The sequence below is a fragment of the Zwartia lucis genome, assembly GCF_965234455.1.
Lineage (GTDB): Bacteria > Pseudomonadota > Gammaproteobacteria > Burkholderiales > Burkholderiaceae_B > Zwartia > Zwartia lucis.
This window is the reverse complement of record NZ_OZ248472.1, coordinates 511,991-536,305: the sequence shown is the minus strand read 5'-3', so window position 1 is coordinate 536,305 and position 24,315 is coordinate 511,991. Positions and strand designations below refer to the sequence as shown.

General features: G+C 51.0%; 27 protein-coding genes. 20 read left to right on the top strand and 7 right to left on the bottom strand.

Going from position 1 to position 24,315, the window contains the following annotated elements:
- Nucleotides 1-120 precede the first annotated feature (120 nt).
- Complete coding sequence (locus AC8GE9_RS02505) at nt 121-720, top strand: hypothetical protein (protein WP_506675532.1); 600 nt, start codon at nt 121-123, stop codon at nt 718-720.
- Between the two features lie 11 nt (nt 721-731).
- Complete coding sequence (locus AC8GE9_RS02500; RefSeq protein WP_506675531.1) at nt 732-1,205, top strand: prepilin peptidase; 474 nt, start codon at nt 732-734, stop codon at nt 1,203-1,205.
- Here AC8GE9_RS02500 and AC8GE9_RS02495 read toward each other — a convergent pair.
- Entirely contained in the window at nt 1,202-1,705 is a 504-nt protein-coding gene (locus tag AC8GE9_RS02495) for a hypothetical protein (RefSeq protein WP_506675530.1), read from the bottom strand. The two genes, AC8GE9_RS02500 and AC8GE9_RS02495, sit on opposite strands and share 4 nt — an antisense overlap.
- Before the next feature lie 237 nt (nt 1,706-1,942).
- On the opposite strand from AC8GE9_RS02495, the gene AC8GE9_RS02490 reads away from it, so the two are divergent.
- Genes AC8GE9_RS02490 through AC8GE9_RS02460 form a run of 7 tightly spaced genes read left to right on the top strand, consistent with a single transcriptional unit; the run spans nt 1,943 to nt 9,741 of the window.
- Nucleotides 1,943-3,622 carry an ABC transporter substrate-binding protein gene (locus AC8GE9_RS02490; protein ID WP_506675529.1) on the top strand — a complete coding sequence of 560 codons (1,680 nt, stop codon included), beginning with the start codon at nt 1,943-1,945 and terminating at the stop codon, nt 3,620-3,622.
- Nucleotides 3,619-4,620 (top strand): ABC transporter ATP-binding protein, encoded by a 1,002-nt coding sequence (locus tag AC8GE9_RS02485; RefSeq protein ID WP_506675528.1) that lies wholly within the window; start codon nt 3,619-3,621, stop codon nt 4,618-4,620. Before AC8GE9_RS02490 ends, AC8GE9_RS02485 begins: the two co-directional genes overlap by 4 nt.
- A complete protein-coding gene (locus tag AC8GE9_RS02480; protein ID WP_506675527.1) occupies nt 4,617-5,687 on the top strand; it encodes an ABC transporter ATP-binding protein in 1,071 nt (356 codons plus the stop codon). The genes AC8GE9_RS02485 and AC8GE9_RS02480 overlap by 4 nt, the downstream gene beginning before the upstream one ends.
- Entirely contained in the window at nt 5,687-6,604 is a 918-nt protein-coding gene (locus AC8GE9_RS02475) for an ABC transporter permease (protein ID WP_506675526.1), read from the top strand. The genes AC8GE9_RS02480 and AC8GE9_RS02475 overlap by 1 nt, the downstream gene beginning before the upstream one ends.
- A 9-nt stretch (nt 6,605-6,613) precedes the next feature.
- On the top strand, nt 6,614-7,480 hold the full coding sequence (locus tag AC8GE9_RS02470; RefSeq protein WP_506675525.1) for an ABC transporter permease: 867 nt from the start codon (nt 6,614-6,616) through the stop codon (nt 7,478-7,480).
- Nucleotides 7,481-7,534: 54 nt separating this feature from the next.
- The gene (pehA, locus tag AC8GE9_RS02465) at nt 7,535-9,079 is read left to right on the top strand and encodes a phosphoric/sulfuric ester hydrolase PehA (RefSeq protein ID WP_506675524.1); all 1,545 of its coding nucleotides are present in this window, start codon (nt 7,535-7,537) and stop codon (nt 9,077-9,079) included.
- Nucleotides 9,076-9,741 (top strand): HAD family hydrolase, encoded by a 666-nt coding sequence (locus AC8GE9_RS02460; protein ID WP_506675523.1) that lies wholly within the window; start codon nt 9,076-9,078, stop codon nt 9,739-9,741. Before pehA ends, AC8GE9_RS02460 begins: the two co-directional genes overlap by 4 nt.
- A 20-nt stretch (nt 9,742-9,761) precedes the next feature.
- Here the strand turns inward: AC8GE9_RS02460 and AC8GE9_RS02455 are convergent, their stop codons facing one another.
- The 5 genes from AC8GE9_RS02455 to AC8GE9_RS02435 form a co-directional block, all read right to left on the bottom strand.
- Nucleotides 9,762-10,259: a hypothetical protein gene (locus tag AC8GE9_RS02455; protein WP_506675522.1), complete on the bottom strand. Its 498-nt coding sequence runs from the start codon at nt 10,257-10,259 to the stop codon at nt 9,762-9,764.
- A gap of 125 nt (nt 10,260-10,384) precedes the next feature.
- Nucleotides 10,385-11,275, bottom strand: coding sequence for a polysaccharide deacetylase family protein (locus AC8GE9_RS02450; RefSeq protein ID WP_506675521.1), 891 nt, complete (start codon nt 11,273-11,275; stop codon nt 10,385-10,387).
- Between the two features lies 1 nt (nt 11,276).
- On the bottom strand, nt 11,277-12,035 hold the full coding sequence (locus tag AC8GE9_RS02445; RefSeq protein ID WP_506675520.1) for an aspartate/glutamate racemase family protein: 759 nt from the start codon (nt 12,033-12,035) through the stop codon (nt 11,277-11,279).
- A gap of 16 nt (nt 12,036-12,051) precedes the next feature.
- Nucleotides 12,052-12,744, bottom strand: coding sequence for a GntR family transcriptional regulator (locus AC8GE9_RS02440; RefSeq protein ID WP_506675519.1), 693 nt, complete (start codon nt 12,742-12,744; stop codon nt 12,052-12,054).
- A gap of 31 nt (nt 12,745-12,775) precedes the next feature.
- Complete coding sequence (locus AC8GE9_RS02435; protein WP_506675518.1) at nt 12,776-13,501, bottom strand: maleate cis-trans isomerase family protein; 726 nt, start codon at nt 13,499-13,501, stop codon at nt 12,776-12,778.
- Nucleotides 13,502-13,768: 267 nt separating this feature from the next.
- On the opposite strand from AC8GE9_RS02435, the gene hydA reads away from it, so the two are divergent.
- Genes hydA through AC8GE9_RS02395 form a run of 8 tightly spaced genes read left to right on the top strand, consistent with a single transcriptional unit; the run spans nt 13,769 to nt 21,782 of the window.
- Entirely contained in the window at nt 13,769-15,187 is a 1,419-nt protein-coding gene (gene hydA / locus AC8GE9_RS02430) for a dihydropyrimidinase (RefSeq protein WP_506675517.1), read from the top strand.
- 9 nt (nt 15,188-15,196) lie between these two features.
- Nucleotides 15,197-15,952 carry an aspartate/glutamate racemase family protein gene (locus tag AC8GE9_RS02425; protein ID WP_506675516.1) on the top strand — a complete coding sequence of 252 codons (756 nt, stop codon included), beginning with the start codon at nt 15,197-15,199 and terminating at the stop codon, nt 15,950-15,952.
- 19 nt (nt 15,953-15,971) lie between these two features.
- Nucleotides 15,972-16,973: a TRAP transporter substrate-binding protein gene (locus tag AC8GE9_RS02420; protein ID WP_506675515.1), complete on the top strand. Its 1,002-nt coding sequence runs from the start codon at nt 15,972-15,974 to the stop codon at nt 16,971-16,973.
- 24 nt (nt 16,974-16,997) lie between these two features.
- Complete coding sequence (locus AC8GE9_RS02415) at nt 16,998-17,522, top strand: TRAP transporter small permease (RefSeq protein WP_506675514.1); 525 nt, start codon at nt 16,998-17,000, stop codon at nt 17,520-17,522.
- The gene (locus tag AC8GE9_RS02410; protein WP_506675513.1) at nt 17,519-18,799 is read left to right on the top strand and encodes a TRAP transporter large permease; all 1,281 of its coding nucleotides are present in this window, start codon (nt 17,519-17,521) and stop codon (nt 18,797-18,799) included. Before AC8GE9_RS02415 ends, AC8GE9_RS02410 begins: the two co-directional genes overlap by 4 nt.
- Nucleotides 18,800-18,829: 30 nt before the next feature.
- Entirely contained in the window at nt 18,830-19,891 is a 1,062-nt protein-coding gene (locus tag AC8GE9_RS02405) for a TRAP transporter substrate-binding protein (RefSeq protein WP_506675512.1), read from the top strand.
- An 11-nt stretch (nt 19,892-19,902) separates the two neighbouring features.
- Nucleotides 19,903-20,493, top strand: coding sequence for a TRAP transporter small permease subunit (locus tag AC8GE9_RS02400; RefSeq protein WP_506675511.1), 591 nt, complete (start codon nt 19,903-19,905; stop codon nt 20,491-20,493).
- Nucleotides 20,490-21,782: a TRAP transporter large permease gene (locus tag AC8GE9_RS02395; protein WP_506675510.1), complete on the top strand. Its 1,293-nt coding sequence runs from the start codon at nt 20,490-20,492 to the stop codon at nt 21,780-21,782. The genes AC8GE9_RS02400 and AC8GE9_RS02395 overlap by 4 nt, the downstream gene beginning before the upstream one ends.
- Before the next feature lie 35 nt (nt 21,783-21,817).
- On the opposite strand, the gene AC8GE9_RS02390 is transcribed toward AC8GE9_RS02395, so the two are convergent.
- Complete coding sequence (locus tag AC8GE9_RS02390) at nt 21,818-22,240, bottom strand: VOC family protein (protein ID WP_506675509.1); 423 nt, start codon at nt 22,238-22,240, stop codon at nt 21,818-21,820.
- Nucleotides 22,241-22,347: 107 nt separating this feature from the next.
- Between AC8GE9_RS02390 and AC8GE9_RS02385 the strand changes: the two genes are divergently transcribed.
- From AC8GE9_RS02385 to AC8GE9_RS02375, 3 genes are all read left to right on the top strand, one after another.
- Nucleotides 22,348-22,788 carry a GlcG/HbpS family heme-binding protein gene (locus tag AC8GE9_RS02385; RefSeq protein ID WP_506675508.1) on the top strand — a complete coding sequence of 147 codons (441 nt, stop codon included), beginning with the start codon at nt 22,348-22,350 and terminating at the stop codon, nt 22,786-22,788.
- Between the two features lie 92 nt (nt 22,789-22,880).
- Nucleotides 22,881-23,852, top strand: coding sequence for a tripartite tricarboxylate transporter substrate binding protein (locus tag AC8GE9_RS02380; RefSeq protein WP_506675507.1), 972 nt, complete (start codon nt 22,881-22,883; stop codon nt 23,850-23,852).
- A gap of 42 nt (nt 23,853-23,894) precedes the next feature.
- Nucleotides 23,895-24,290 carry a cupin domain-containing protein gene (locus AC8GE9_RS02375; RefSeq protein ID WP_506675506.1) on the top strand — a complete coding sequence of 132 codons (396 nt, stop codon included), beginning with the start codon at nt 23,895-23,897 and terminating at the stop codon, nt 24,288-24,290.
- Nucleotides 24,291-24,315 lie beyond the last annotated feature (25 nt).

Below are 24,315 nucleotides of genomic sequence, written 5' to 3'. Positions count from 1 at the left end.
AGTTGCAATCCAGATTAGACAAAAGCAGGGGGATTAGAGATAAAATCACACTTATGATGGATTCGTGCTAATAATAGTTGATAATTGAATCTCGTCAAAAAACACTTCTTTCGACTTCCTATGCAACGACCTACGCACACACTGCATGAGCACAAAAGCTCGCTTGGCCAGAGGTTCAGAAAGATCAAAGAGTTTCTGACTACCGATCACTCGATTGACTGGGCAAGCCTCTGGCATAAAGTAACGGGTCAACTCACATCAAATGCAATAAACCAGGACTCACACCGAACACGTCGCTGGAGTATTTTTTTAAATAATATTAAGCCACTCTGGTTTGCGCAAGTCCTTAGAAACACCTTGATTTTATGCATTGTCATCATTCTGACATATAGCTTTTTAGCGATTGAACGCTTACCAAAATTTTCAGATGTGATGCAGCCGGTACGTATTGATCAGATCCAAGATGTCCAAAAAACTGCTAAGTTATTTGGCTATAAAAATACGGATATGTCTAAAGTCAAACTGACAGGTTTGATGCGCCATGACGGCTCATCGGACGGGTATGCCGTTTTCGAGGTAGAGGGCAAAAATACTGGTGCGATTGCTGTCGGTGAGACCTTTGACAAGGGATATTTTTTAAAGAGTATTGGCGCGGAAGGTGTCGAGGTCATGTTTCAAGGCAAACTTCACCACATTTTAATGGTGACCAAGGGATATTAAATTAACAAAAAATGTCCCCAATCACCGCCTATGTCATTGTCTGGATTGCGTTGTTCGCGTGGGCATCGTTCATCGATTTCAAGAGTTTCATACTGCCTGATTGGATCACCTTGCCACTCATCTTGAGTGGCGTCATATTTAACACCTTTAGTGCAAATAGTTTTTGCTCAAGCACGGATTCATTAGTCGGCGTCTTGATCGGATATGGATTGATCCGTTTAGTGGATGCGTGTTATTTCAAACTCAAAAAACAGCGAGGAATCGGCCAAGGTGATGCAAAATTACTGGCGGCGATTGGAGCCATTTTGGGTTGGCAGTCAATTTTCCCGGTATTGTGCTTTGCCTCGATACTCGGGGTCATTGTTGGGCTCAGTTTAATTAAATTAAAGCGCTCAGCCCTTCAAAATAAAATACCCTTCGGCCCATTTTTGAGTTTTTTTGCCTGTACGTTTATTCTCGAGAAAGTGCTATCGGCTGGGTCTTAAATCTTTTGCTGAACAATGCGTCTACTTTCAGCTGCAATGCCATCCGAAATTTCTTTACGTTTGCGGTTGTAAACACCCCACGTAATTTTTCCTTCATAAAGCTCCATACGATTTTTTTGTGCTGCCGGAAAAGCAATCATTTTGTTGTAGTCGGCCATCTGCTTGTTGACGGCTGATGTTAAAGCGAGCGCCTCATTCAACTCGTCAGCAAGCTTATCGTAGGCTTGGGCCCAGGCGTTAAAAGCAGTTTTTTGGGCCTGAGTGATTCTGGATCTGTCAGACATCATGGCAAGGCTTAATTCGCTTGGTGTACAAAAGGTTTTGGCAAAATAAACAGCATACTCAGGTTCAATACAGAGATACTTTATTTTATTGGTCAGCACACTAACGGTTTCTCTCGGTGAAGGCGTGTCTGACGGCGCGGGACTTTGGTTGCTACCACCGGGGGGAGCGGCACACGCGCTGAGCAGCATTGTGAAGAGAATAACTAATAAGCGCATGAGGGTTCTCAGCTATAAATACATTGATTTTGGTGCTCGAATCGGTCTGCGCGACAGGCGCCGATGAGTGATCACTCGTATTAATGTATCACGATTATATTTGACTGACATCAGAGGATTTAGGAACTTTAGCCCTAGGCTTGTAATAGGCAAGTCACAAAACCTTCATAAAACGGTAACCCAACGTTCATTTAGCTCGCCTAGAGTTATTTCCAGTGCTCTTAACTGGAATCCACCATGACGCTCCCCTTCTCCCGCTTAGCCAAATACCTCGCTCTGGCATTTGCCGGTGTCACGATGACTGCACAGTTTGCCCTGGCGCAGCCTAGCGCACCGGACAATCGTCCTATCGTGCGTGTCGCGGTCCAACAGATCTCTAACAGCGGTGCACTCGATCCGTTACGCGAACAAAGCAACGTTGGCACACGTGTATTGCCGATGATCTACGCAGGTCTCATCGAACTCGACACCACCGGAGACTTGAAACCTAAAGCCGGTATCGCTGAGTCCTGGAAGCGCATCGACGATCGTACGCTTGAGTTCAAACTGCGCCCGGGCGTCAAGTTTCATAATGGCGATCCTGTCACCGTAGAAGACATTGCGTTTAGCTTTGGTCCTCAGCGTATGTTTGGTCAGTCCAAACCCATTACAGACGCTCCGACTGCTCAGCCTGAAGCTGCTGCAAAAGGCGCACCCGCAGCCGCCAATGATCCCACTTTTGCTACGGGTCCCACACCTCCTCCCGAAGTGGTCGCGGTTGCCCGAAATATATGGCCCTCACTGATTGGTGTTGAGATTGTTGACGACAAAACTGTTCGCCTAGTCAACGCCCTACCTGATGTGACCCTCGAGGGTCGACTGGCCCGCCCAGGCTCTGAAATCATTTCCAAAAAAGCTTACTTGGCTGCTAAGGACTGGAATACTTGGGCGCAAAACCCCGTCAGTGCAGGTCCTTTTAAAGTTAAAGAACTCAAGCAGGATCAGTCTTTAGTATTGGTGGCCAATGATGACTATTTTGGTGGTAAGCCCAACGTACGCGAGATCCGCTACACGGTTGTGCCTGAGGTGTCTTCACGTATCAATGGCCTGATCTCGGGTCAATATGACTTTGTGACCGATATCCCACCCGATCAGTTCAAACTCATTCAAAACAATCCAAAATTTGAAATCACGGGTGGTCCTGTGATGAATCACAGGCTGGTGGTGTTTGATAAGACCAATGCAGTGCTCGCCAATCCCAAGATTCGCCAGGCGATGACGCACGCAATTGACCGTAAGGCCATTGTCGATGCGCTGTGGGGTGGTAGAACGACGATTCCCGCAGGCCTGCAGTGGGAGTTTTACGACAACATGTATATCAAGGACTGGGAAGTTCCTAAGTATGACGTCGCTTTAGCTAAAAAACTGTTGAAAGAAGCGGGTTACAAAGGCGAGCCGATTCCTTTCCGTACGATGAACAACTATTACACCAACCAGACACAGACCGACCAAATCATGCTCGAGATGTGGAAAGCGGTGGGTTTGAACGTTCAAATGCAGATGACAGAAAACTGGTCCCAGATTTTTGAAAAAGGTCCAATGCGTGGCATTCGCGGTTGGTCTAATTCTGCACCGTTTAGCGATCCTGTCAGCTCGATGGTCAACCAGCACGGACCTAGGGGTCAACAGCAGCGTATGGGCGAGTGGAGCAATGACGAGTTCAACAAGCTTTCTAACGTATTAGTGACCTCGGTCAATCCACAAGAACGCCGCGAGACCTTTGCGCGCATGCTGGTGATCGCCGAGCGTGAAGACCCTGCGTACACGGTCTTGCATCGTACGGCCGTGTTTTACGCCAAGCGCAAGGATTTTGGCTGGAAACCTTCACAAACATTCTTGATGGACTTCAGGGCTGAAAACCTTCAGCCTCCAAAATGAGTTTTGACCGCCAGCCAGTGAAAAAGCATTCACCCGAGACGCTCTTGAGCGTCAAAGGACTCACTGTCGCTTTTGCCAGCGATACTGATGTGCGTAGAGTCGTGCACAGTGTTGACCTCGACATTAAAAAGGGGACGGCACTGGGCATCGTGGGCGAGTCGGGTTGTGGCAAAAGCGTGACGTGGATGGCGATGCTCGGTTTATTAGGGTCCAAAGCCCGCGTCTCGGGGAGCGCCAAGCTCTTCGGACAAGAGTTGATCGGTCTGAACGACCGCGATCTCTCAACGATTCGAGGCGGTAAGATCGCGATGATTTTTCAAGATCCTGCCTCTTGTCTCAATCCCGTTCACCGTATTGAAAAGCAGTTAGCTGAGAGCCTGGCACTACACCGAGGTCTTTATGGTGCCGAGGCGCGCCAGGTCTCTTTGGATTTACTGGATCGGGTTCAGATGCCCAATGCGGCACAACGCTTAAGCGCCTACCCTCACGAATTATCCGGCGGCATGAATCAACGTGTCATGATCGCGATGGCCTTGGCGGGTGAGCCTGACTTGCTGGTCGCGGATGAGCCAACCACGGCACTCGATGCGACAGTTCAGGCGCAGATTTTGGATCTCCTCAATCAATTGCGCAAAGACTCCGATATGGCGCTGGTGCTGATTTCTCATGACCTTGGTGTGATTGCCGAGGGCAGTGAGCGCGTCGCTGTCATGTATGGCGGTCGAATTGTCGAACTTTTACCCACAGGCGATTTATTCACGCGGGGTCATCACCCCTATACCAATGGACTCTTGGCGGCCATGCCGTCGATCGAGTCCGAACAGACCTCACTCAAAGCGATTCCCGGCCAAGTACCCATTGCGGGCACAGACTTTAAGGGTTGCAGCTTTGCACCACGATGCGATTTCACTCGAGCCGAATGTCACAGCGTCTTGCCCGCTCTACGCAGGGTCCATGTGGAGCATCGTGTGGCATGTCACTTGGAGCGTGCCGCATGACCCTCCTGCTCAAGGCGACCCAGGTCACTCGAAACTTTAACGTCAAAGCCTCCAAAACGTGGTTTGCTAAGCCGCATATTTTGCGCGCAGTCAACCAAATTTCTCTTGAGCTCTATGCAGGTCAAACACTGGGGCTCGTCGGTGAATCGGGGTGCGGAAAATCTACCCTCGCGCGCATGCTAATTGGTTTGCTTCCCACCTCAAGTGGTGAGATCACCTTTGCTGGGCAACTGATTCAAGCCAAACGCAATGCACACTGGCGTGCACAACGCAGAGACATGCAGATGGTGTATCAAGATCCTCTCGCTGCTCTGGACCGTCGTCTCAACATTTTCGATCAAGTCCAAGAACCGCTCGTGATTCAAAAGATCGGCGATCGTGCAGCGCAGCTGGCAGCCACCCGTGAGGCACTTGAGTCCGTCGGAATTGGTCAGGATCTCTACAGTCGTTATCCTCACGAGCTCTCCGGGGGACAACGTCAGCGTGTGGTGATGGCACGTGCGCTCGTGCTCAAGCCTCAGTTACTCGTCTGTGACGAGCCTGTATCGGCACTGGATCTCTCGATTCAGGCACAAGTCATTAATTTGTTGTCCGCGCTGCAAAAAAGCCGCAATCTCGCTATGTTGTTTATCAGCCATGATTTGCGGGTCGTGCGTCATATTTGCGACGACGTCGCGGTCATGTACCTCGGTAAAATTATCGAGCAAGGTCCTGCGGCAAAGATCTTGTCCGAGCCAGCGCATCCTTACACGGTCGCGCTGATTTCGGCGGTGTCACACCCAAATGGTGCGAACGGCTCGCACGGTACTCACAACAAGGTCGAGCCCCGCAAGCGGATTTTATTGACAGGCGAGCCACCCAACCCGATTGATATCCCGACCGGTTGCGCTTTTCATCCGCGCTGTCCGAGCGTGCTGGCGCGCTGCAAGACGGAAACGCCTGCCAAATCCATGCTCGACAATGGACACTCGGTTGCCTGTCATTTGCACACAGAGACTACGCCACTGGTGTATAAGCCCTCGACACATGAATCCTTACTTGTTACTCCACTCGAAGCCGTTGCCTGATGAACTATTTATTAACACGAGGCGCGCGCTCAGCTCTGACCGTTCTGCTGGTCGTCACCTTTACCTTTTTTATCCTAAGAATGTCCGGTGATCCGGCGATGATGATTCTGTCAGCCGATGCGCCACCCGAGGCCATCGAGGCATTTCGCCAGAGCTGGGGGCTCGACGCCCCTCTTTCTCACCAATATTTTGGCTACCTCGGTAATATCCTTGCAGGTAATTTTGGCGTATCGATGCGTAACGGCGCCTCGGCCATGTCACTGGTCCTCGAAGCCATCCCCGCCACTCTCGCCATCACACTCCCCGCCTTTGCCTTGAAACTACTCCTTGGCATTCCCGCGGGCATATTTGCCGCTTTTCACCGCAATACCTGGATAGACCGACTGATTATGAGTTTTTCTGTCGCGGGTCACTCGATGCCGAGCTTTGTCTTGGGGGTCTTGCTGGTTTTGATCTTTGCTGTGTCTTTAGGATGGTTACCGAGTGGCGGCTATGCCTCGTGGGGGCATGCAATTTTGCCTATTATTACGCTTTCGATTGGTGGTGCGGCAGTGCTCGCCCGTTACACCCGCTCAGCCATGCTCGAAGTGCTCGGTCAGCCCTACATCCGAGCAGCTTCCGCCAAAGGACTCAGTTGGCGTCTAGTCGTCATCCGTCATGCCCTACCCAATGCAGCGGCACCCATCTTGACAATCATGGGACTGATGCTTGGTGCGTTGATCGCTGGCGCGGTCGTGGTGGAAAGTGTGTTTTCCTGGCCGGGTGTCGGCCGGTTGATCGTCTCAGCGGTTGCGAACCGTGATCTCGCCGTCGTGCAAGCGGCCTTGCTGTTAGTGACCTTCAGTATGGTGGGCGCTAATTTACTAGTTGATGCACTCAACGTGATGATCGATCCCAAAATTCGGTCTTCCAAATAGGAGAGTCAAATGACAACATTGACATTGAAACTCTCCACCCTGCGCGGTCATTTAGTCCGCTGCCCAACCATTGTGCTGATAGGCTGGATTTGGCTCGCAGTCATGCTGTTTGTCGCGCTCTTTGCAGAAGTTCTAACCCCCTACGTCTATACCGCGCTCGACTTGTCAGCCAGGCTACAGCCTCCGATTGGCTTTGGTGGGCAAACCAATCATCTCCTAGGCACGGACGAGCTCGGGCGTGATGTCATGTCACGCCTGCTCACCTCTATTCAGATGAGCTTGCTCATTGCTTTTGCCAGCACCTTGATTTCTGCATCGATCGGTTTGACGTTAGGCTTTTTAGCGGCACGCTTTAGAGGCTTGGTCGAGCAAGCGGTGATGGTAGCAATTGATTTCCAGGCCTCAATCCCCTTTATGCTGATTGCACTCGCAGTGTTGGCGTTTTTTGGAAATACTCTGGTACTTTTTATCTGTCTCATGGGGTGCCATGGCTGGGAGAGGACTGCCCGCATCACGCGCAACCTCACCGTCGCAGCGGTCGAACAAGGCTATGCCAATGCGGTTCAAGCCCTCGGTGCAAGTACTTGGCGTGTTTACTTTCGACATATCTTGCCCAACATCGCCAGTACTTTAATCGTCAGTATGACACTGACCTTTCCAGAAGTCATTTTGCTCGAGTCTGGTTTATCATTTTTGGGGTTAGGCGTACAAGCGCCGTTGACGAGTCTGGGCAACATGGTGGGGTATGGCCGCGAATACCTGCAATCTGCTCCCTGGATCCTGCTGGCACCGGCCTCGATTATCGTACTGACAACACTTTCAATTTCCTTAGTAGGCGATTGGGTTCGGGACAAGCTCGATCCGACGCTGCAATAAAACTAACAACGGTTAAAACAAATCCTGTCATCAATTTAATGAGGAAGATTATTCATGGCACACGCAAAAAAAAATGTACTCATGATTGTGGTGGATCAGTGGCGTGGCGATACGCTCGGCAAGCTCGGTCACCCAACGGTCAAGACACCCAATATTGATGCGCTCGCCAATGAAGGCGTGACGTTTGCTAAGCACTATACCCAGGCCGTTCCCTGCGGTCCAGGTCGCGCCTCGATGCTCACCGGTCTCTACATGATGACGCACCGTGCAGTACAAAACACCATTCCGCTCGATGCACGCCACACCAATATCGCCAAAGAAGTCCGTAAAGCAGGCTACGAGCCCGCGCTCGTCGGCTATACGACCACCACACCCGACCCACGCGAGACGGCCCCTCAAGATCCAAGATTTAAAGTACTCGGCGCAGACATGGAAGGTTGGAAGCCCGTCGGCTCCTGGGGTCTAAAAATGGAAGCTTACTTTGCCTGGGTCAAAGCCAAAGGCTATCCCGTTCCTAAAATCCCCACCAATATCTGGCTGCCCAAAGGTCAGGACGAGGACGACATCGGTGCAACGGCCAAACCAAGCTCGATCCCAGCTGACCTGTCAGATACCTCATTCTTTACAGACCGTGCCTTGGAGTACCTCAAAGGCACAGAGAACAAACCTTGGTTTCTGCACCTGGGCTACTATCGACCGCACCCGCCTTTTATTGCCCCAGAGCCCTACAACGCCATGTACAAGCCGGAGGACTGCCCGGCCCCCATCCGTGCAGAATCCGTGGATATCGAAGCTGCACAACACCCGATGCTGGAGTTTTATCTCAAAGCGATCGAGCGTAAGAAATTCTTTGAACACGGTCAGGGTATGGCCGCCGATATGACGGAGCAAGAAGTCTTGCAAATGCGTGCGACCTACTACGGACTGATGTCCGAAGTCGACGAACATGTCGGACGCGTCTGTGACTATCTCAAGCAAACCGGTCAGTGGGACAACACCTTAGTGGTGCTCACGAGCGATCATGGCGAGCAGCTCGGTGACCATCACTTGCTGGGTAAGCTCGGCTATTTTGACCAGAGCTTTCATATCCCCATGATCGTGCGCGATCCTAGCGAGTCGGCCAATGACACGCGTGGCAAGATCGTCCGTCAGTTCACCGAAACGGTCGATACCATGCCAACTATTCTCGAATGGATGGGGCTACCCGTCCCACGCACTTGCGATGGCGAGTCACTCCTGCCCTTTATACACAACGCCGAGGCACCGGCTGACTGGCGCACCGAAGTGCACTACGAGTTCGACTTTAGAAATATTTTCTACTCCAAACCAGAAGACTATCTCGGACTGGGCATGGACGAGTGCTCATTGTCGGTCATCCAAAACGATCGCTACAAATACGTGCACTTCGCGGCCTTGCCACCCTTATTTTTTGATTTAGAAAAAGATCCGAATCAGTTGCGCAACCTTGCCCAAGACCCCGCTTACGCAACACAGATGTTGGAGATGGCTCAGAAAATGCTGAACTGGCGACTCAAGCATGCGGATCGCACACTCACCGGCTATGCAGCGACACCTGACGGGTTAGTATCAAGACTATGAATCACCTTGCCCCGCTGCTATTAAGCAAAGAAGCCATCGTGTTTGATCTCGATGGCACGCTGCTGCATACCGAACCTGATATTCGTATGGCCATCAACACTGCCTTAACTGATTGTGGACATCGTTCAATAGACCCGAATGTCGAACTCCCCAACCTGCACGGTCCCTCCCGTGAACTCGTCAGGAGCGCCGTCGCCTTAGTCGACTTTCCAGAAGAAGGTTTAGACGTTTTCATTCCCATCTTTCAGCATCATTACAAACTTCAGGCACATGCGCACTCACATCTCTACCCTGGCGTCATGTCGCTGTTGGAGGAGCTGCGAGAGCGTGACTTTAAACTTGCGATTTGTACCAATAAAATCGAAGCGAACGCACGACATGCCTTAACAAAAACGGGCATTATCGATTTCTTTAGCGTCATCACGGGCTCGGATACGACTGCCTTTTCCAAGCCACACCCTCTACCCTTGTCGCATACCCTCAAGGAACTAGATGTTGCGCACGAGCATGCCGTACTGATTGGCGACACACACGTCGATGCGCGCTGTGCGGCGCATTGCAATGTCGACTTTATTTTGCACCAAAATGGCTACGGAAGACCCAGCGAGACCGACTACCGGGTCGCTGGGCAATTCAATACTTATGGTGGCGTGTTCGCATGACAGTATGCTGTTTAAAAACTTTACTTTTTAGGACGCCCGGCGCGCAGCTTTGTCAAAGCAGCGCGTGCCTTATCCAACTGAGTGACGCTAAAGTTTTTAAGCATCCCGACACCTATACGGAGCAAGTCGCTCTTTTTTAGCTCAATGCCGGCCTTCAGTGCTGCTTTTTTGATGTCTTGCAACACTTTGTATTCGTGACCAGGCATCGTAAAGCTGTCACGCACCAGCTTCACTTTTTTAGCTTTTTGCGCAGGCGCGACCTCAACAGGCACTAATTTGGGCTTCTTGGTGGTTGTCTTCTCAGCGGTTGGCTTTTTAACACTTGGTTTTTTAGCGCTTGGCTTTTTATCGACGGCTTTTACAGCAGCATCTTTTTTTACAGCGGCTTTCTTAGCGGGTACTTTCTTAGCGATAGCTTTTTTAGCTGACGGTTTCTTTGCCACGGCTTCCTTAGTCACAGCTTTCTTAGCTACGGCTTTCTTGGCAGGTGCTTTCTTTGCAGTTGCTTTCTTTGCCACGACAGGCTGAGAGGCCTCAACGGGTGTGTTGACTAAGTCTTTCACGTCATTTTGGATCATCATGCTCTTCCTTGCGATAAAAGTAATCCTTAATTTATGTGATTTACAACATTACCGCAATGCATTTATTTTATTAACATCCAATGTTGAGCAATCTCAGTACGCGTCGCAATCCAGATCCGTGGATCGCTTTTAATAAAATTCAAAATGTCACGCAGTGCGTTGATCCGCCCAGGACGACCGACAATTCTCAAGTGCAAACCAATCGTCAACATAGATTTAGACTGCCAACGCTCACCCTCCTCCAGCAATCTTTGCACCGTCTCAATGACATAGTTTGAAAAGTCCTTGGCTTGCACAAACGCCGGAGACTCACCAAAAAACCGCATGTCATTGGTATCAAACTGATAGGGTAATACAAGCGTTCGCCCCTTCTCACCCGTCTCCCAATACGGCAACTCGTCGTTATACGCATCGCTGTCGTAAAGCAGCCCCAGCTTAGCTGCGAGTGCGCGCGTGTGTAATGTCGGTGTGGATTTGCAATGCCAACCCGTAGGGCGCTGTCCTGTCGCAGTCTCGATCGCCTCGAGGGTACGACGCATCATCGACTCTTCGTCAGTGGGTGACATACCGGCGGGAGATTGCCACAACCAACCATGCGCGCACAGATCATGTCCACGACCGACGGCATCTTTTAGTAGCTCCGGCGTGCGCTCTGCAGCACGACCACACGCGTTTAAGGTGACTTTGACACCAGCTTCATCAAGCTCGCGCATCACGCGCCAATAGCCTAGACGCGAACCAAACTCAAAATGCGACTCGCGGCACAGGTCAGGTTGCGACACGACTTTGCTCGTGACTTCGTGCGTCGGCTCATTCGAGGGGTCGCCATCCGCAAGACTGAGCTCAGCGCCCTCTTCAATATTCACCACTAGATTGATCGCAACGCTTGCACCGCCTGGCCACTTTGGATCAGGGCGCTGATCCCGGTAACCATATAAATCTCTGCGATCCATCTCAAACTCCCGACTTAGGTGACTGATACAAGCGTGCAATGTTTGCGTCGACACCGTTTAGGATGCGACCTTTGGGACGGGCAAAACTTCCTGACAGTTGTTTCGCAGGTTGCATGCGCGCGACCGTCAGGGCTTGCAACGCTGCCGCCTGCATCGGATCAACCACGGGCACACCCACCGCGGCAGCAACCTGCCGCGCATAACCGGCGAGTACTGCGCCACACAGCACGATGACGTCTGAGCCATCTTGTTGCACGAGTTGTTCACAGGCTTGGATTAAGGCCTGCGCAACCATTGGATCGGCATCGGTCACGCTGAAAGCGCTTGGCACCTCGATGGCCCGCCATTTCGAGACACGTTGCGCAAAACCGTAGGAGGCCGTCAGCTCTTCGTAGACAGGCACCATCGAGGCACCGAGCGTGAGACATCCGATCTTGCCGCCGAGCATGCTTGCGGTTACCAACGCCGCCTCAGCCATCCCCACCACAGGAATATCCAGCATCTCGCGCAAGGCCATCAATCCTGTGTCAATTGAAACGCCCAGCACCAATACATCATGTCCGTCCTGATGCGTCGCCGCCAGCCGCAGCATTTCTGCCAATGCGATTGCGTTTTCTGAACGGCTGCTAATAATGGCGGGTCCGGTCTGTGCAGTGTAGGCATTGATAATCGCTTGTTCACCCACCACAAGCATGGCCTGCGTCAACAGCCGTTGCGTCACATGCTCACTGGTGTTCGGGTTAATCAGCAAAATATTCATTGGATTTGTATCATTCTTAGGAGAAAATTTTCGCGAGATCTACCGCTGAGTCAGCGGGTTCCAGGTTGAGGCTGCCCTCGATATGGTTGAGGTGTTCCAGCATTAACCGCTGTCCACCTTCGATATCACGTTTCGCGATCGCATCAACGATCAGGCTGTGCTCATCGGCCAGGCAACTCGAGGCAGTTGGTGCGTCATACAAAATAATAATGAGACATGTCAAGGTCGAGAGCTCGCGCATCGTACGCGCCAAGGCCTGATTACCGGCCAGCTCCGCCATCAAGGTGTGAAACTCCCCCGATAGGCGCACGATCAGCCTTTTATCCTCACGTCGGCGGGCCTCGAGTTCTAGCGCGCAATGTTGGCGCAAACGCTCGATCCGCTCGGGGGTTAGATTTTCAATTAGACGCCGCACAAGCTCGGGCTCGATCAAGCGTCTGGCTTCAAACACATGCAAGGCCTGCTCGATCGTGGGACGCGCGACATACGCACCGCGCTGGGGATACATTTCCACAACCTGCTCGTGCGCAAGACGGGCCAAGACCTCGCGTACACGTGCGCGACTCACTTTAAAGATCTCGGCCAGGCGTTCTTCGACCAGCTTTGTACCGGGATGCAGCCGATGCTCCAAGATGGCGACGTAAATCTTTTCATACATTTCGTCTTGCGTGTTTTCACGCTTTAAACGAGCAGAAATCTTCGACTGCATCTCAGTCCCTTTCTTTTTAAAACACAGACTACTAGGCCCAACTAAACAACTTGCCCCAGCCTTTGATTTCAGAGGGATCGACGCCCACCTTGCGCAACGCCCCCCAAACGGTTGTACTCACCGTATCAAGCAGCACCACCTGACTCTTATGTTCAAAATGGTCAGCAAGCTGCGCCGCACGTAAATTCGTACAGTAGGTCACGATGGCTTCAGGTTGAGCTTGACTGACTGTGTGTAAATCTTTCTCAATCGTCTCGGGCTCAACCAGCGCGAAATCATAATTTACCGAAATATCGTGATGCACTTCACCCACGACCTCAATATTGGCCGAGGCATATTGTCTAACAATTTTCTGCTGAACGTCCTCTGTATAGGGGCTCACAATCCCCAAGCGCTTGATGTGCTTGAGCGCAAGCAATTCATTGAGTGCCAGCACTGCTGTCGATGCGGGTATACCCGTACGGGCCGTAATTCTCTCGCATAGCAAAATATCTTTTTCAAAGCCCATCCAGCCCGCCGAGGTCCCGCTCCAGGTAATCACATCTGGCTTGGCATCCGCCAACAGCTCGGCTGCCGCGAGGATATTGCTGTCATCAAACTGACCAAGTGCTTGATCTGAAAGAGAAATATTCGTCACACGAAAGCGTGCGAAGTGGGCATGCACATTGGGCAACCCACTCAATATGGCGTTCGTGAGAGGCTCAAGCGCGGTATTGGATGATGGCGTGAGCACACCGATTCGGATCATCTTTTGCATACCTGTCCTTTTTTGCTGTTGACTTTAATGTCTACGTTATTGTAAACATTATGTCAGCACCAATAAATCAAAAATGATAAATACTGGCACGTGTCTTGCTAGAGAACACACAAGCAAGTGATGTGCCAGAAGAAACAACGATGAGCCATCTATAGAAGGAATGTTTGCAAGTGCACTCAAATGTGATGTATGCACTAATGTTGACAATCTACTGCCCCACTTTGGGGCAATTCGCGCAGAACGTAATGAATTTGGAGCACGTTTGACATGAGTAACACCCTCGACTTAGTCATCAAGAACGCGAAAGTCGCTACGGCCTCCGATGTATTTATGGCTGACATCGGCATCAAAGATGGCACGATTGTCATGCTAGGCAGTCATTTACCAGACGCACTCAAAACGATTGATGCAGCTGGTCGCGTGGTCACCCCCGGTGGCGTGGATGCGCACTGTCATCTGGATCAGCCCATGCCAGCCCCCATGAAAATGGTCGATAACTTTGAGACCGGCACGCGTTCGGCCGCTTGCGGTGGCACGACAACCATCATTCCTTTTGCCGCGCAGGCAAAAGGACAATCCTTGCGCGACGCAGTCAAAGACTACCACCAGCGCTCGGATGGTCGCGCCCACGTGGATTACACCTTTCACTTGATTGTGAGCGATCCCACGCCTACTGTTCTCAACGAAGAGCTTCCCGCACTGATCGCCGAGGGTTATACGTCCTTCAAAATCTACATGACCTACGACGATCTCAAGCTCAATGACGGGCAGATCCTCGATGTCCTGTCTGTCGCCAAACAACACGGTGCGATGGCAATGATTCATGCGGAAAATGCCGACTGTATCGAATGGTTGACCCGCAGGCTTGAGGCCGCGGGTCAAACAGCCCCGCGCTTTCATTCGCACTCCAGACCCATGCTTGTCGAGCGCGAAGCCACGCACCGTGCCATTGCGCTCTCCGAGCTGGTGGACGTCCCTATTTTGATTGTCCACGTCTCAGGTCGAGAGGCCGTCGAACAAATCCGCTGGGCGCGCAGTCATGGCTTGCAAATTTTTGCTGAAACCTGTCCCCAGTATCTATTCCTGACAGCGGAAGACCTTGGTATCGATAACAGCTACCTAGGTGCAAAATGCATTTGTAGCCCGCCGCCAAGAGATCGTAAAAATCAGGAAGTCATTTGGAATGCCTTGAGCGATGGCTTGTTCTCGGTGTTTTCCTCTGATCATGCGCCGTTTAGCTACGAAAGCCCCGAAGGCAAAAAACCTGGGGGCGAAGAAGTAGCCTTCAGACACATTCCCAACGGCATCCCGGGCTTGGAGACGCGTATGCCCCTTTTGTACTCAGAGGGTGTGCTGGGCGGGCGCCTTTCACTCACCAAGTTTGTTGAGCTAACCTCGACCAATCCCGCCAAAGCTTACGGACTGCATCCCCTCAAGGGCACCATCGCACCAGGCTCGCACGCCGACCTCGTGATCTGGGATGAAAAACCCGTCACGATTCAAAACAGTGCCTTACATCATGCCGTCGACTACACGCCCTACGAAGGGATGGAGCTCAAGGCCTGGCCAGCGATGACCTTGAGTCGGGGTGAAATCGTCTGGGATGGTCAGCATTTCATCCCGCGTCTGGGTAAAGGACAGTTTTTATCCTGCGGCAAACCCACTTTGATGACAACAGGTCGCTAGGAGCAACAGATGCGAATCCTGCTCATCAATCCGAATATATCTCAGAGCGTTTCAGACCTCATTGATACTGAGGCCAAGCGCACGGCCAGCCCAGACACCCAGATTCAGACTGTCACCGCTGCCTTTGGCGTCGCCTACATCGAGACCCGCTTCGAAGCCCTGATCGGTGCCTACGCCTCCGCGCAACTGGCCGGTGATCATGCGGGTCAATACGATGCCGTCGTCGTCGCCGCCTTTGGAGACCCAGGCTTGCAAGGTCTTAAGGAAGTGCTGCCCTGCCCGGTCGTGGGTTTGACCCAAGCAGCACTGGCGAGTGCCTGCCTGCTTGGTAACAAAATTTCGATTGTTGCAATTTCTAAACGTATCAAGGCTTGGTATGCCGAGACCGTTGATTCCTATGGCTTGAGCGAGCGTTTGGTCAGCATACGCAGCCTCGAAGAACCCCTGCCGAACATCGGTTCCGTTCAACAAGATAAAGCCGTCAGTCTGCTGGCTGCCGCCAATCTGTGCGTCAGCCAAGACGGTGCGGATGTCATTATTTTGGCGGGCGCACCGTTGGCGGGGCTGGCACGCAGCTTGGCCGGCCAACTCCCAGTCCCCGTCGTAGATGGTGTCTCAAGCGCCGTCAGACATGCAGAGTCTTTAGTCCGCCTCAATGCCGGGCAGACCCGCGCGGGCAGCTTTGCGCCGCCACCGCTCAAACCCAATGCAGGACTCCCTCAGTCAATCGCGACGCTGCTCGCGAATGGTCATCAACGCATTTAACCCCTCAAAAGGACGCATCATGAACCAGAGAACACCACGCACTCTCCTGAGCACTGTAATCGGCACACTCTTGTTGGCAGCCACCTGCCTTCAGGCGAACGCACAAGAAAAACTGCAAATCGCGGGCAATTTTGCCACTTCCCATCCTAGTAGCGTTGCCGTCGATAAAGTGTTCAAAGACGAGCTTGCTCGCCTGACAAACAACAAACTGCAAGTGGATGTATTTCCCGCCATGCAGCTGGGTGGCGCCAAGGAAAACGTCGATGGCGTGCGCGCGGGCACACTTGGTATGACCTGGGTAGGTGCTTCTTTCATGTCGCGCATCGCGCCTGAAATCGAAGCGGTGAGCTTGCCGTTTGTCTTTAAAAATCGCGAAGCGGCCTACCGTGTCATTGATGGCCCCGTTGGCAAGGCAATTGATCAAAAATTGCTGGAGAAAGGCTTTGTCGTGCTCGGCTGGATGGAGCTCGGGATGCGCAACATCACTAACAGTAAAGGTCCAATCAAAACGGTCGACGATCTCAAGGGCATGAAGATCCGCATGCAACCAAACGAGACGCATCTGGCCTCCTTCCGTGCCTTGGGCGCAAACCCAATCGCGATGGACGTCAAAGAACTCTACTCCGCACTCGAGCAAAAAGTGGTAGACGGTCAGGAAAATCCCTACACCGTGATCGATGCCAACCGCTATGCCGAGGTGCAAAAGCATCTGTCGAACTCCTCGCATTTCTTTGACTTCATCGTCGTCGTTGCTAGCAAGCGCGTGTTTGACAAGATGAGTCCTGCAAATCAAAAGGCTGTCCGCGAAGCCATGACCAAGACTGTTGCCTATCAGCGCAGTCTGGCTGCAGAAAACGATCTCAAGTCCTTGAACAATCTCAAAGCAAAAATGACCTATACGGAAATTCAGCCTGAGGCGTTTGAACAAATGCGCAAACTCACTGCGCCGGTCATTGAAAGCGTCAAAAAACGTGCAGGTGCCGACTTGGTCAATCAAGTGATTGCAGAAACCTCCAAGTAATTTTTTAATGTTCTGGACAGCCCAATGATGAATTCCATCCCTGCCACCTACGACACGACTACCCCTTTGGGTAAGTGTTTTCGGGGTTTAGATCTTATTTTAATTTGGGCACTTGTCCTAATATTTATCTTCATGGTCAGCATTGTCTCCGCCCAAGTGGCCATGCGCTACGGCTTTAACGTATCGATTGACTGGGCCGAAGAGTCCGGCCGACTCGCGTTTGTTTGGGTGGTGTTTCTCGCTATTCCACTCGCGGTCTCACAAGGCGCGCATATCGGCATCAATCTGTTTGTGGACAAGTTCTCACCTGCACATCAGCGCACCATTCAGAGAGTCTCCGCCGCCTTATGTGCTGCACTTTCTTTAGCGATCGCGTGGTCATGCATCGAGTTATGTAAAGACCAATGGGATGAAAAAATGGCAACGATTGATATCAGTGTGGCCTACTTTTTTGTCGCAGTCGGACTAGGCATGCTGTGCACGGGTTTGCATATGGTACGCATCACAATCACTGGTGAAATGCACAAACAATCAGGTGACGCTGAATGAGTACCTTAGTCGTTGTCGGCTTTATGCTCATCGCTTTAATGGGTCTCCCCATCGCTTTTGCAATGGGTTTGAGCGCAATCGTCGCGATCTGGCTGTCTGGGATCGATATTTCCATTATTCCGCAGCGCATGATGTATTCGGTCAACTCATTTCCTTTAATGGCGATTCCATTTTTTATGTTGTCGGGCGAGTTGATGATCAAAGCCGGGATCATTGAGCGTCTTATTTCTTTTGCAAACGCTTTAGTGGGACGTGTTCGTGGCGGTTTAGCCCATGTCACGATGTTGTCGGGTGCAGGCCTGGCGACTGTGTCAGGCACCGCAGTCTCAGATGCCAGCGCCTTGTCGGCTATTTTGGTGCCCTCGCTTTCTAAAATCTATGACAAAGGCTTTGCAACAGCCATCGTCGCGGCAGCCGCCAACCTCGGCCCCATCATTCCACCCTCGGCAGCCATGATTGTCTATGCCTTTATGGCAGGCCCCTCTGTTTCGGTCGGTGGCATGTTTATGGCAGGAGTCGTGCCAGGTATTCTGATCACGATCGGCTTTATGCTGCTGTGTTCTTGGATTGCCAAAAAACGCGGCTGGGAAACCACTGGCGAACCGTTTCAGTTCAAAAGACTCTTTATAGAACTACGCCGCTCTGCAATCGTATTGCTCATGCCTCTCATCATTATTGGCGGCATCATCGGAGGCGCCTTTACTGCAACCGAGGGGTCGGCTATTTCAGTGATCTATGCGTTGATTCTTGGCTTCTTCATCACACGCACCCTCAAAATTTCTGACTTACCGCGCATTTTAGTAAGAGCCGCCATCACAACAGCAGTTGTGGGTGCCCTCATCGCGTTTGCCTCTGTCATTACTTATCTAATGACTGTGGATTTGATGCCTCAAAAACTTTCAGCGCTGCTGTTTGCGCTCACAAAGGATCCGCTTGTTTACCTGATTCTTGTCGCCCTGCTGCTGTTTGTGGTTGGCATGTTCCTAGAGTCCAACTCCGCCTACATTATGCTGGTGCCATTACTTCATCCAATCGCACTTCAATACGGTATTGATCCTCTTCACTTTGGATTTTTATTCGTGTTGAATCTTGTCATCGGAATGTTAACGCCGCCAGTCGGCGTAGTGCTGTTTGTTGTCTGTGGGGTCACGGGTATCCGTATGCGTGAACTCGTTGCCAATATCTGGCCCTTTGTCGCATTGATGTATGCAGTCCTATTTCTTTGTATGTTTTTCCCCGCCATTGTCACAACCCTTCCTCGATCCATGGGTTACTGACAATCATTTCTATTCTCTCCGGAGCACATGATGTCTTTAATTAAGCGCTATCTCGCCCCTTATCTTGCACCTTTGGCACTCGGTGCCCTGATGCTATCCGCACCTGTCGTCCAGGCGCAAAACATTACGCTTAAAGTGATTGGCCAGCCTTTAGCAACAGGCAATATTCAAAAGAATCGTGAACAACCTTTTTTTGAACAACTTGCAGCTAAAACAGGTCTGCCGATTACTATTGAATACAAACCTCTCGACACACTTGGCATCAAAGACACTGAACAACTGCGCATCATGAAAGCCGGTTTGTTCGATATGGTTTCTCTGCGTTTTTCACAAAACTCACGCGACGAGCCCGCCCTGATCGGCATGGACTTGGTAGGTGGCAGTCCTGACTACGAAAAGAGTCGTAAAGTGGTCGAGGCTTGGTTACCTACGCTGGATGCCCGTCTGCAAAAACAGTTTGGCATCAAGTTGCTTGGTCATTGGCCCTTTGGCCCGCAAATGATTTTCTGCAAAAAGCCCATTACTCAATTGTCCGATGTAAAAGGGATGAAAATCCGAGTCGCTGATCAAAGCATGGCCAAGTTTTTAGAATTAGTCGGCGCGACTCCCGTTCCAATGGCGTTTAGCGAAGTGCATCAGGCCTTGTCGCTTGGCGTTCTGGACTGCGCAGTGACCGGACCGAGTTCGGCCAACTCTGCCGCTTGGACAGAGATCGTGACACATCAGTTGCCACTTGGCTTTCAGATGAGCATGAACGGCTATGCGATTTCACTCAAGACCTGGAATCGCATGACACCTGACCAGCAAGTCAAACTTCAAGCGGCCTTTACAGAGCTGACCAATGACATCTGGAAATACTCCAAAGAACTATCCGATGACGCCTTGCGTTGTAACGAAGGCTCAGATCCCTGCACCACTGGCAAGAAATTCAAAGTCAAAACCGTACCAGTCTCCGAAGCCGACTTGAAACTTGTCGCAACAGCCATCGACAAAGTGTCCTTTCCTGCTTGGGCACCAGTATGCGACAAAACCAATCCAACCTGCTCTGCTGATTGGAAAAAAACAGTTGGACCGATTGTCGGTGTGAAATAAGTTAAGGCATCATGATGAAAACACGGTTTGAAAATATTCTGGGCATTTTGTTCGGAACCATCTTTATGACACTCGTTGCGCTTGTCACCGTCGAGACAATCGCACGAAAGTTATTTAATGTTTCTCTACAGGGCGTAGATGAACTAGGAGGCTATGCGTTGGCCATCGGGTCAACCATCTCTTTTAGTCTAGCCGTGCTTGGACGCAATCACATCCGCGTGGATGTGTTGCATCAACATTATCCAGACTGGCTGAAAGCCTTGATGAACTGGCTTTCAGCCTTCAGTCTGGCTGCGTTTGCTGTATTTCTATGTTGGGTCACCATACAAGTTTTGCTCGACTCCGTGACCTATGGTAGTACGGCTCAAACCCCTTGGGCCACACCACTTATTTATCCACAATCGCTTTGGTATGCCGGCTTAGTCATTTTCGCCATTGTTTCTTCTTGCTTTGCGGCATGGGCAACTTATCTGTTGTTTACAGGAAAACAACAAGAACTCATTCTTGAGTTTCAACCAAAAAGTGCAAAAGAGGAGCTCAAAGAAGAGCTCGATGACTTAGCGCAACGTTCTAACCTTGACGAGATCGTGAAAAAAGCATGAATCCCACCCTCATCATCATCGCGTTTTTAGTCATGGTTTTCATGATGATTGCTGGCATTCCCATTGCAGTTTCAATGGCACTTGTCGGCATTATCGGCGGTATTGCCGTGTACGGCATGCCTTTTATGAATTCGATCGCCCCAGTTCTTTGGGGCGTCCAGAATGAAAATCTACTGACATCCATTCCTCTTTTTGTCCTCCTAGGCGAGTTACTCCTGCGCTCCGGTATCGCTGACCGCATGTATCTCGCACTCTCTGCATGGTTTGGTCGCCTGCCCGGTGGTCTGCTGCATACCAATATTGGGAGTTGTGCATTGTTTGCGGCAACATCCGGCTCATCGGTCGCGACGGCCGCGACGATTTCTACCGTCGCACTCCCCTCCTTGATGAAACGTGGCTATCCGATTCGCCCCTCACTAGGGTCGATTGCCGCAGGTGGCACACTCGGCATTTTGATTCCACCGAGCGTCAACATGATTATCTATGGCTCGTTGACCAACAACTCCATCGGTAAACTTTTTGTTGCAGGCATTATCCCTGGACTGTTATTGACAGCGTCCTTCATGCTGTACATCGCGATCACGAGCATTCTGAGTGGTAACACCCTGCGCGAAGAAAAAGTCAGCTTTAAAGATAAACTCATCATTTCTCAACATCTCATTGCACCACTGATCGTCTTTGGTGTCGTGATGGGTAGCTTGTACTTTGGTATTGCGACAGCCACCGAAAGCGCCGCACTTGGCGTGACGACTGTTCTCTTTTTTGTTTTGAAATCTGGTCGCTTTAGTTGGACTCTTTTACGTAGCTGCTTTATTTCCACAGCCCGTGTCTCCGGCATGATCCTGTTGATCATCGCTGCGGCTTTTATCTTAAATCTCACTATCAGTTTGACCGGTGTCGCTGAAGTCATGACAAAGTGGGTCACTAGCCTCGGCCTTTCATCTACTGGACTGATTCTTGGTTTAATTTTGTTTTATTTACTTCTGGGCATGTTCATGGATGTGTTATCCATGATGGTGGCAACTATTCCTGTGACGTATCCAATTGCGATCGCACTAGGGATTGATCCAATCTGGTTTGGAATATTTATTATCCTGATGTGCGAGCTTGGGCTCATCACACCTCCTGTCGGCATGAATTTATTTGTTGTTCACGGGATTCGTTCAGACTCAGGCACGATCAGCGATGTCATGTGGGGGGCATTGCCTTATGCCATCATCATTATTCTGTTCACCCTCTTATTGATGGTGTTTCCCCAACTCGTGACTTGGTTACCTGGAAAAATGTAGAACAGGTACAGGATGAAAATATTATTTTGTTAGGGTTACGAAGCGCGCGTCACATCAACGGCACCTGCCTCAGCCAGAGCAAGTCGCGCGTCTTCTCCACTAAATAAAAGCTCTATTTGCATGCCCTCGGGATCTCTAATAAAAATCTGATGCAACTCGCGATCAGGGACACTAAACTCTTTAAACGCGACGCCACACTGCTTGAGATGCGCGCGCGTCGAGAGCAAGTCATTCGCTTTAAAGGCAATATGATCGAAGGCATCGCTACTTTGACTGGTAGGCGTTCGTCCGGTTGAAATATGAACCATCGCGCGATCACCCAAATACATCCATGCACCGGGGCGGCTAAACGGCGGGCGAACCCCCTCTCTCATCCCAAGCACTTCTGTATAGAATCGTCTCGTTTTCTCAAGATCACTAGTCGTAACATTGATATGCTCAACTTCCAAGATTGCCATTCCGATCCCCTCGTAAAAACACCTAGTTGTTTGGGTGCTTGGTCTAGTATAAGATCGACAGGAGTTCGTGAATAGACACCCCTTCAACGCTGCATCGCAACAATAAAATGGCCACAGACAACCCTATACTTGACAAACCACTTCCCTACGGACGTCCGATCACTCTCGCTCAAGCGAAAAAAATGATGCAAGCGGCAGAAATGGAGGCCAACGCAAACCATTGGCCTGTGGCAATCGTCATTGCTGATTCAAGCGGTAGCCTTGTGCTCGCCCAAAGGCTCGATCACACGCAACATTCCAGTATGTCGATTGCGACTGGCAAAGCAATGACCGCTGTTAATTTCCGGCGCCCAACAAAAATGTTTCAAGATGGTATTGCCGCTGGCGGCGAAGGCTTGCGCTTCATGGCCGTACCAGGAGTCACACCTCTTGAGGGTGGTTTCCCCATTATTGAAAACGGCGAAGTCATCGGTGGGATCGGCGTATCAGGCGTGATGTCACATCAAGATGCACAGGTCGCTCAGGCAGGGATGGCTGCGATACGTTAAAAATACTACAGAAGGGTCGGAAACATCGACGGGACGAATCAGTTGCAATCGTTGTGCTTATGTAAAACCATAACAATCAGGAGACCATAATCATGCTTTCAACAGTCATAAAAACCGTAGGTATCGCAGTATTAGGATCAGTCCTTGCGGGAGGGGCCGTCGCTCAGACTAACTTTCCAACGAAACCAGTCAAAATCATCGTGCCCTTCACGGCCGGCAGCCAGGTTGATATCGTTGCCCGCGAACTCGGACGTGGCCTGCAAGAAAAATGGGGCCAACCCGTGATTGTGGACAACCGTCCCGGCGCTGGCGGTACGATCGGTAGCCGCATGGTCGCGGCAGCTGAACCCGACGGTACAACGCTCATGTTTACCTCGGCCTCACATGCCATTAACCCCACTCTTTACAAATCCTTACCTTACGACACACTCAAAGACTTCACCGGTGTGACCTTTGGCACAAGCGTACCAAACGTTCTCGTGGTCTCGCCCTCTCTTGGTGTCAAGAGTGTTCAAGACCTGATCAAACTCATTAATGCGCAGCCCGGGAAATTAAACTTTGCCTCTGCAGGGGTTGGCAGCGGCACGCACTTTAATGGCGAGATGTTCAAAGGAATGGGCAAGCTCGACATCGTGCATGTGCCCTACAAAGGAACGGGCGAAGCGCTGGTGGACACAACTGCAGGGCGCGCTGCATTTTACTGGTCACCCTTGGGTCTGACACTTCCCTTTATTAAAGATGGCAAGCTGATACCTTTGGCCGTCAGTACAGACAAGCGCGCAGCGCTAATGCCCGATATTCCCGCTGTCTCAGAAATCATCCCTGGCATGATCTACGACCACTGGTATGGTTTGATGGCACCCAGTAAAACGCCATCGGCCGTTGTCGCCAAAATATCCAAAGATGCAGGCGAGGTGCTGAACTCTCCGGCTGTCGTGAAGTCGCTCAATGCTCAAGGTGTCATTCCAGCCCCAACGACACCAGAGCAATTCAATGCCTTCATTGCTGCGGAAATTAAGCGACTCGGTGATGTGGTGATTAGCGCCAATATTCCTCGCCAATAAATCTAAACACTTTTTCAACATCAGCTTCTCGACAGGATTCGTATGAGTGAGTCTAATCACAAAACAAACAAGACCGCCTTTACGCGTCACATTGTCGAAGTGCTTTGGCAGGAATTTCCCGGTCACCACGGGGGTGCCCTGTCCAAAGCACTGGTTTCAGAGGAAAACTCGGGTAGCAAGCGCATTGACTACCGGATTTCCTCTTATGAGCCTATGGCTTTTGTTGAGGATCATGTTCATCAGGTTCAAGAGCAGATCTATCATGTCCTTAAGGGTGAGGGAATCTTGACTCTGAACGATGAGAGAAAACTGATGCGTGAGCATGACTATGTCTACATTCCTCCAGGGGTTAGACATAGTTTTTCTAATACGGGTCTCGATACCCTGGTGTTTCTCGTGATCACGACCCCCGCCCACGACAGCGAAACGCCTGTTTGATTTTTTTGTTTCAACCCCCACCCAG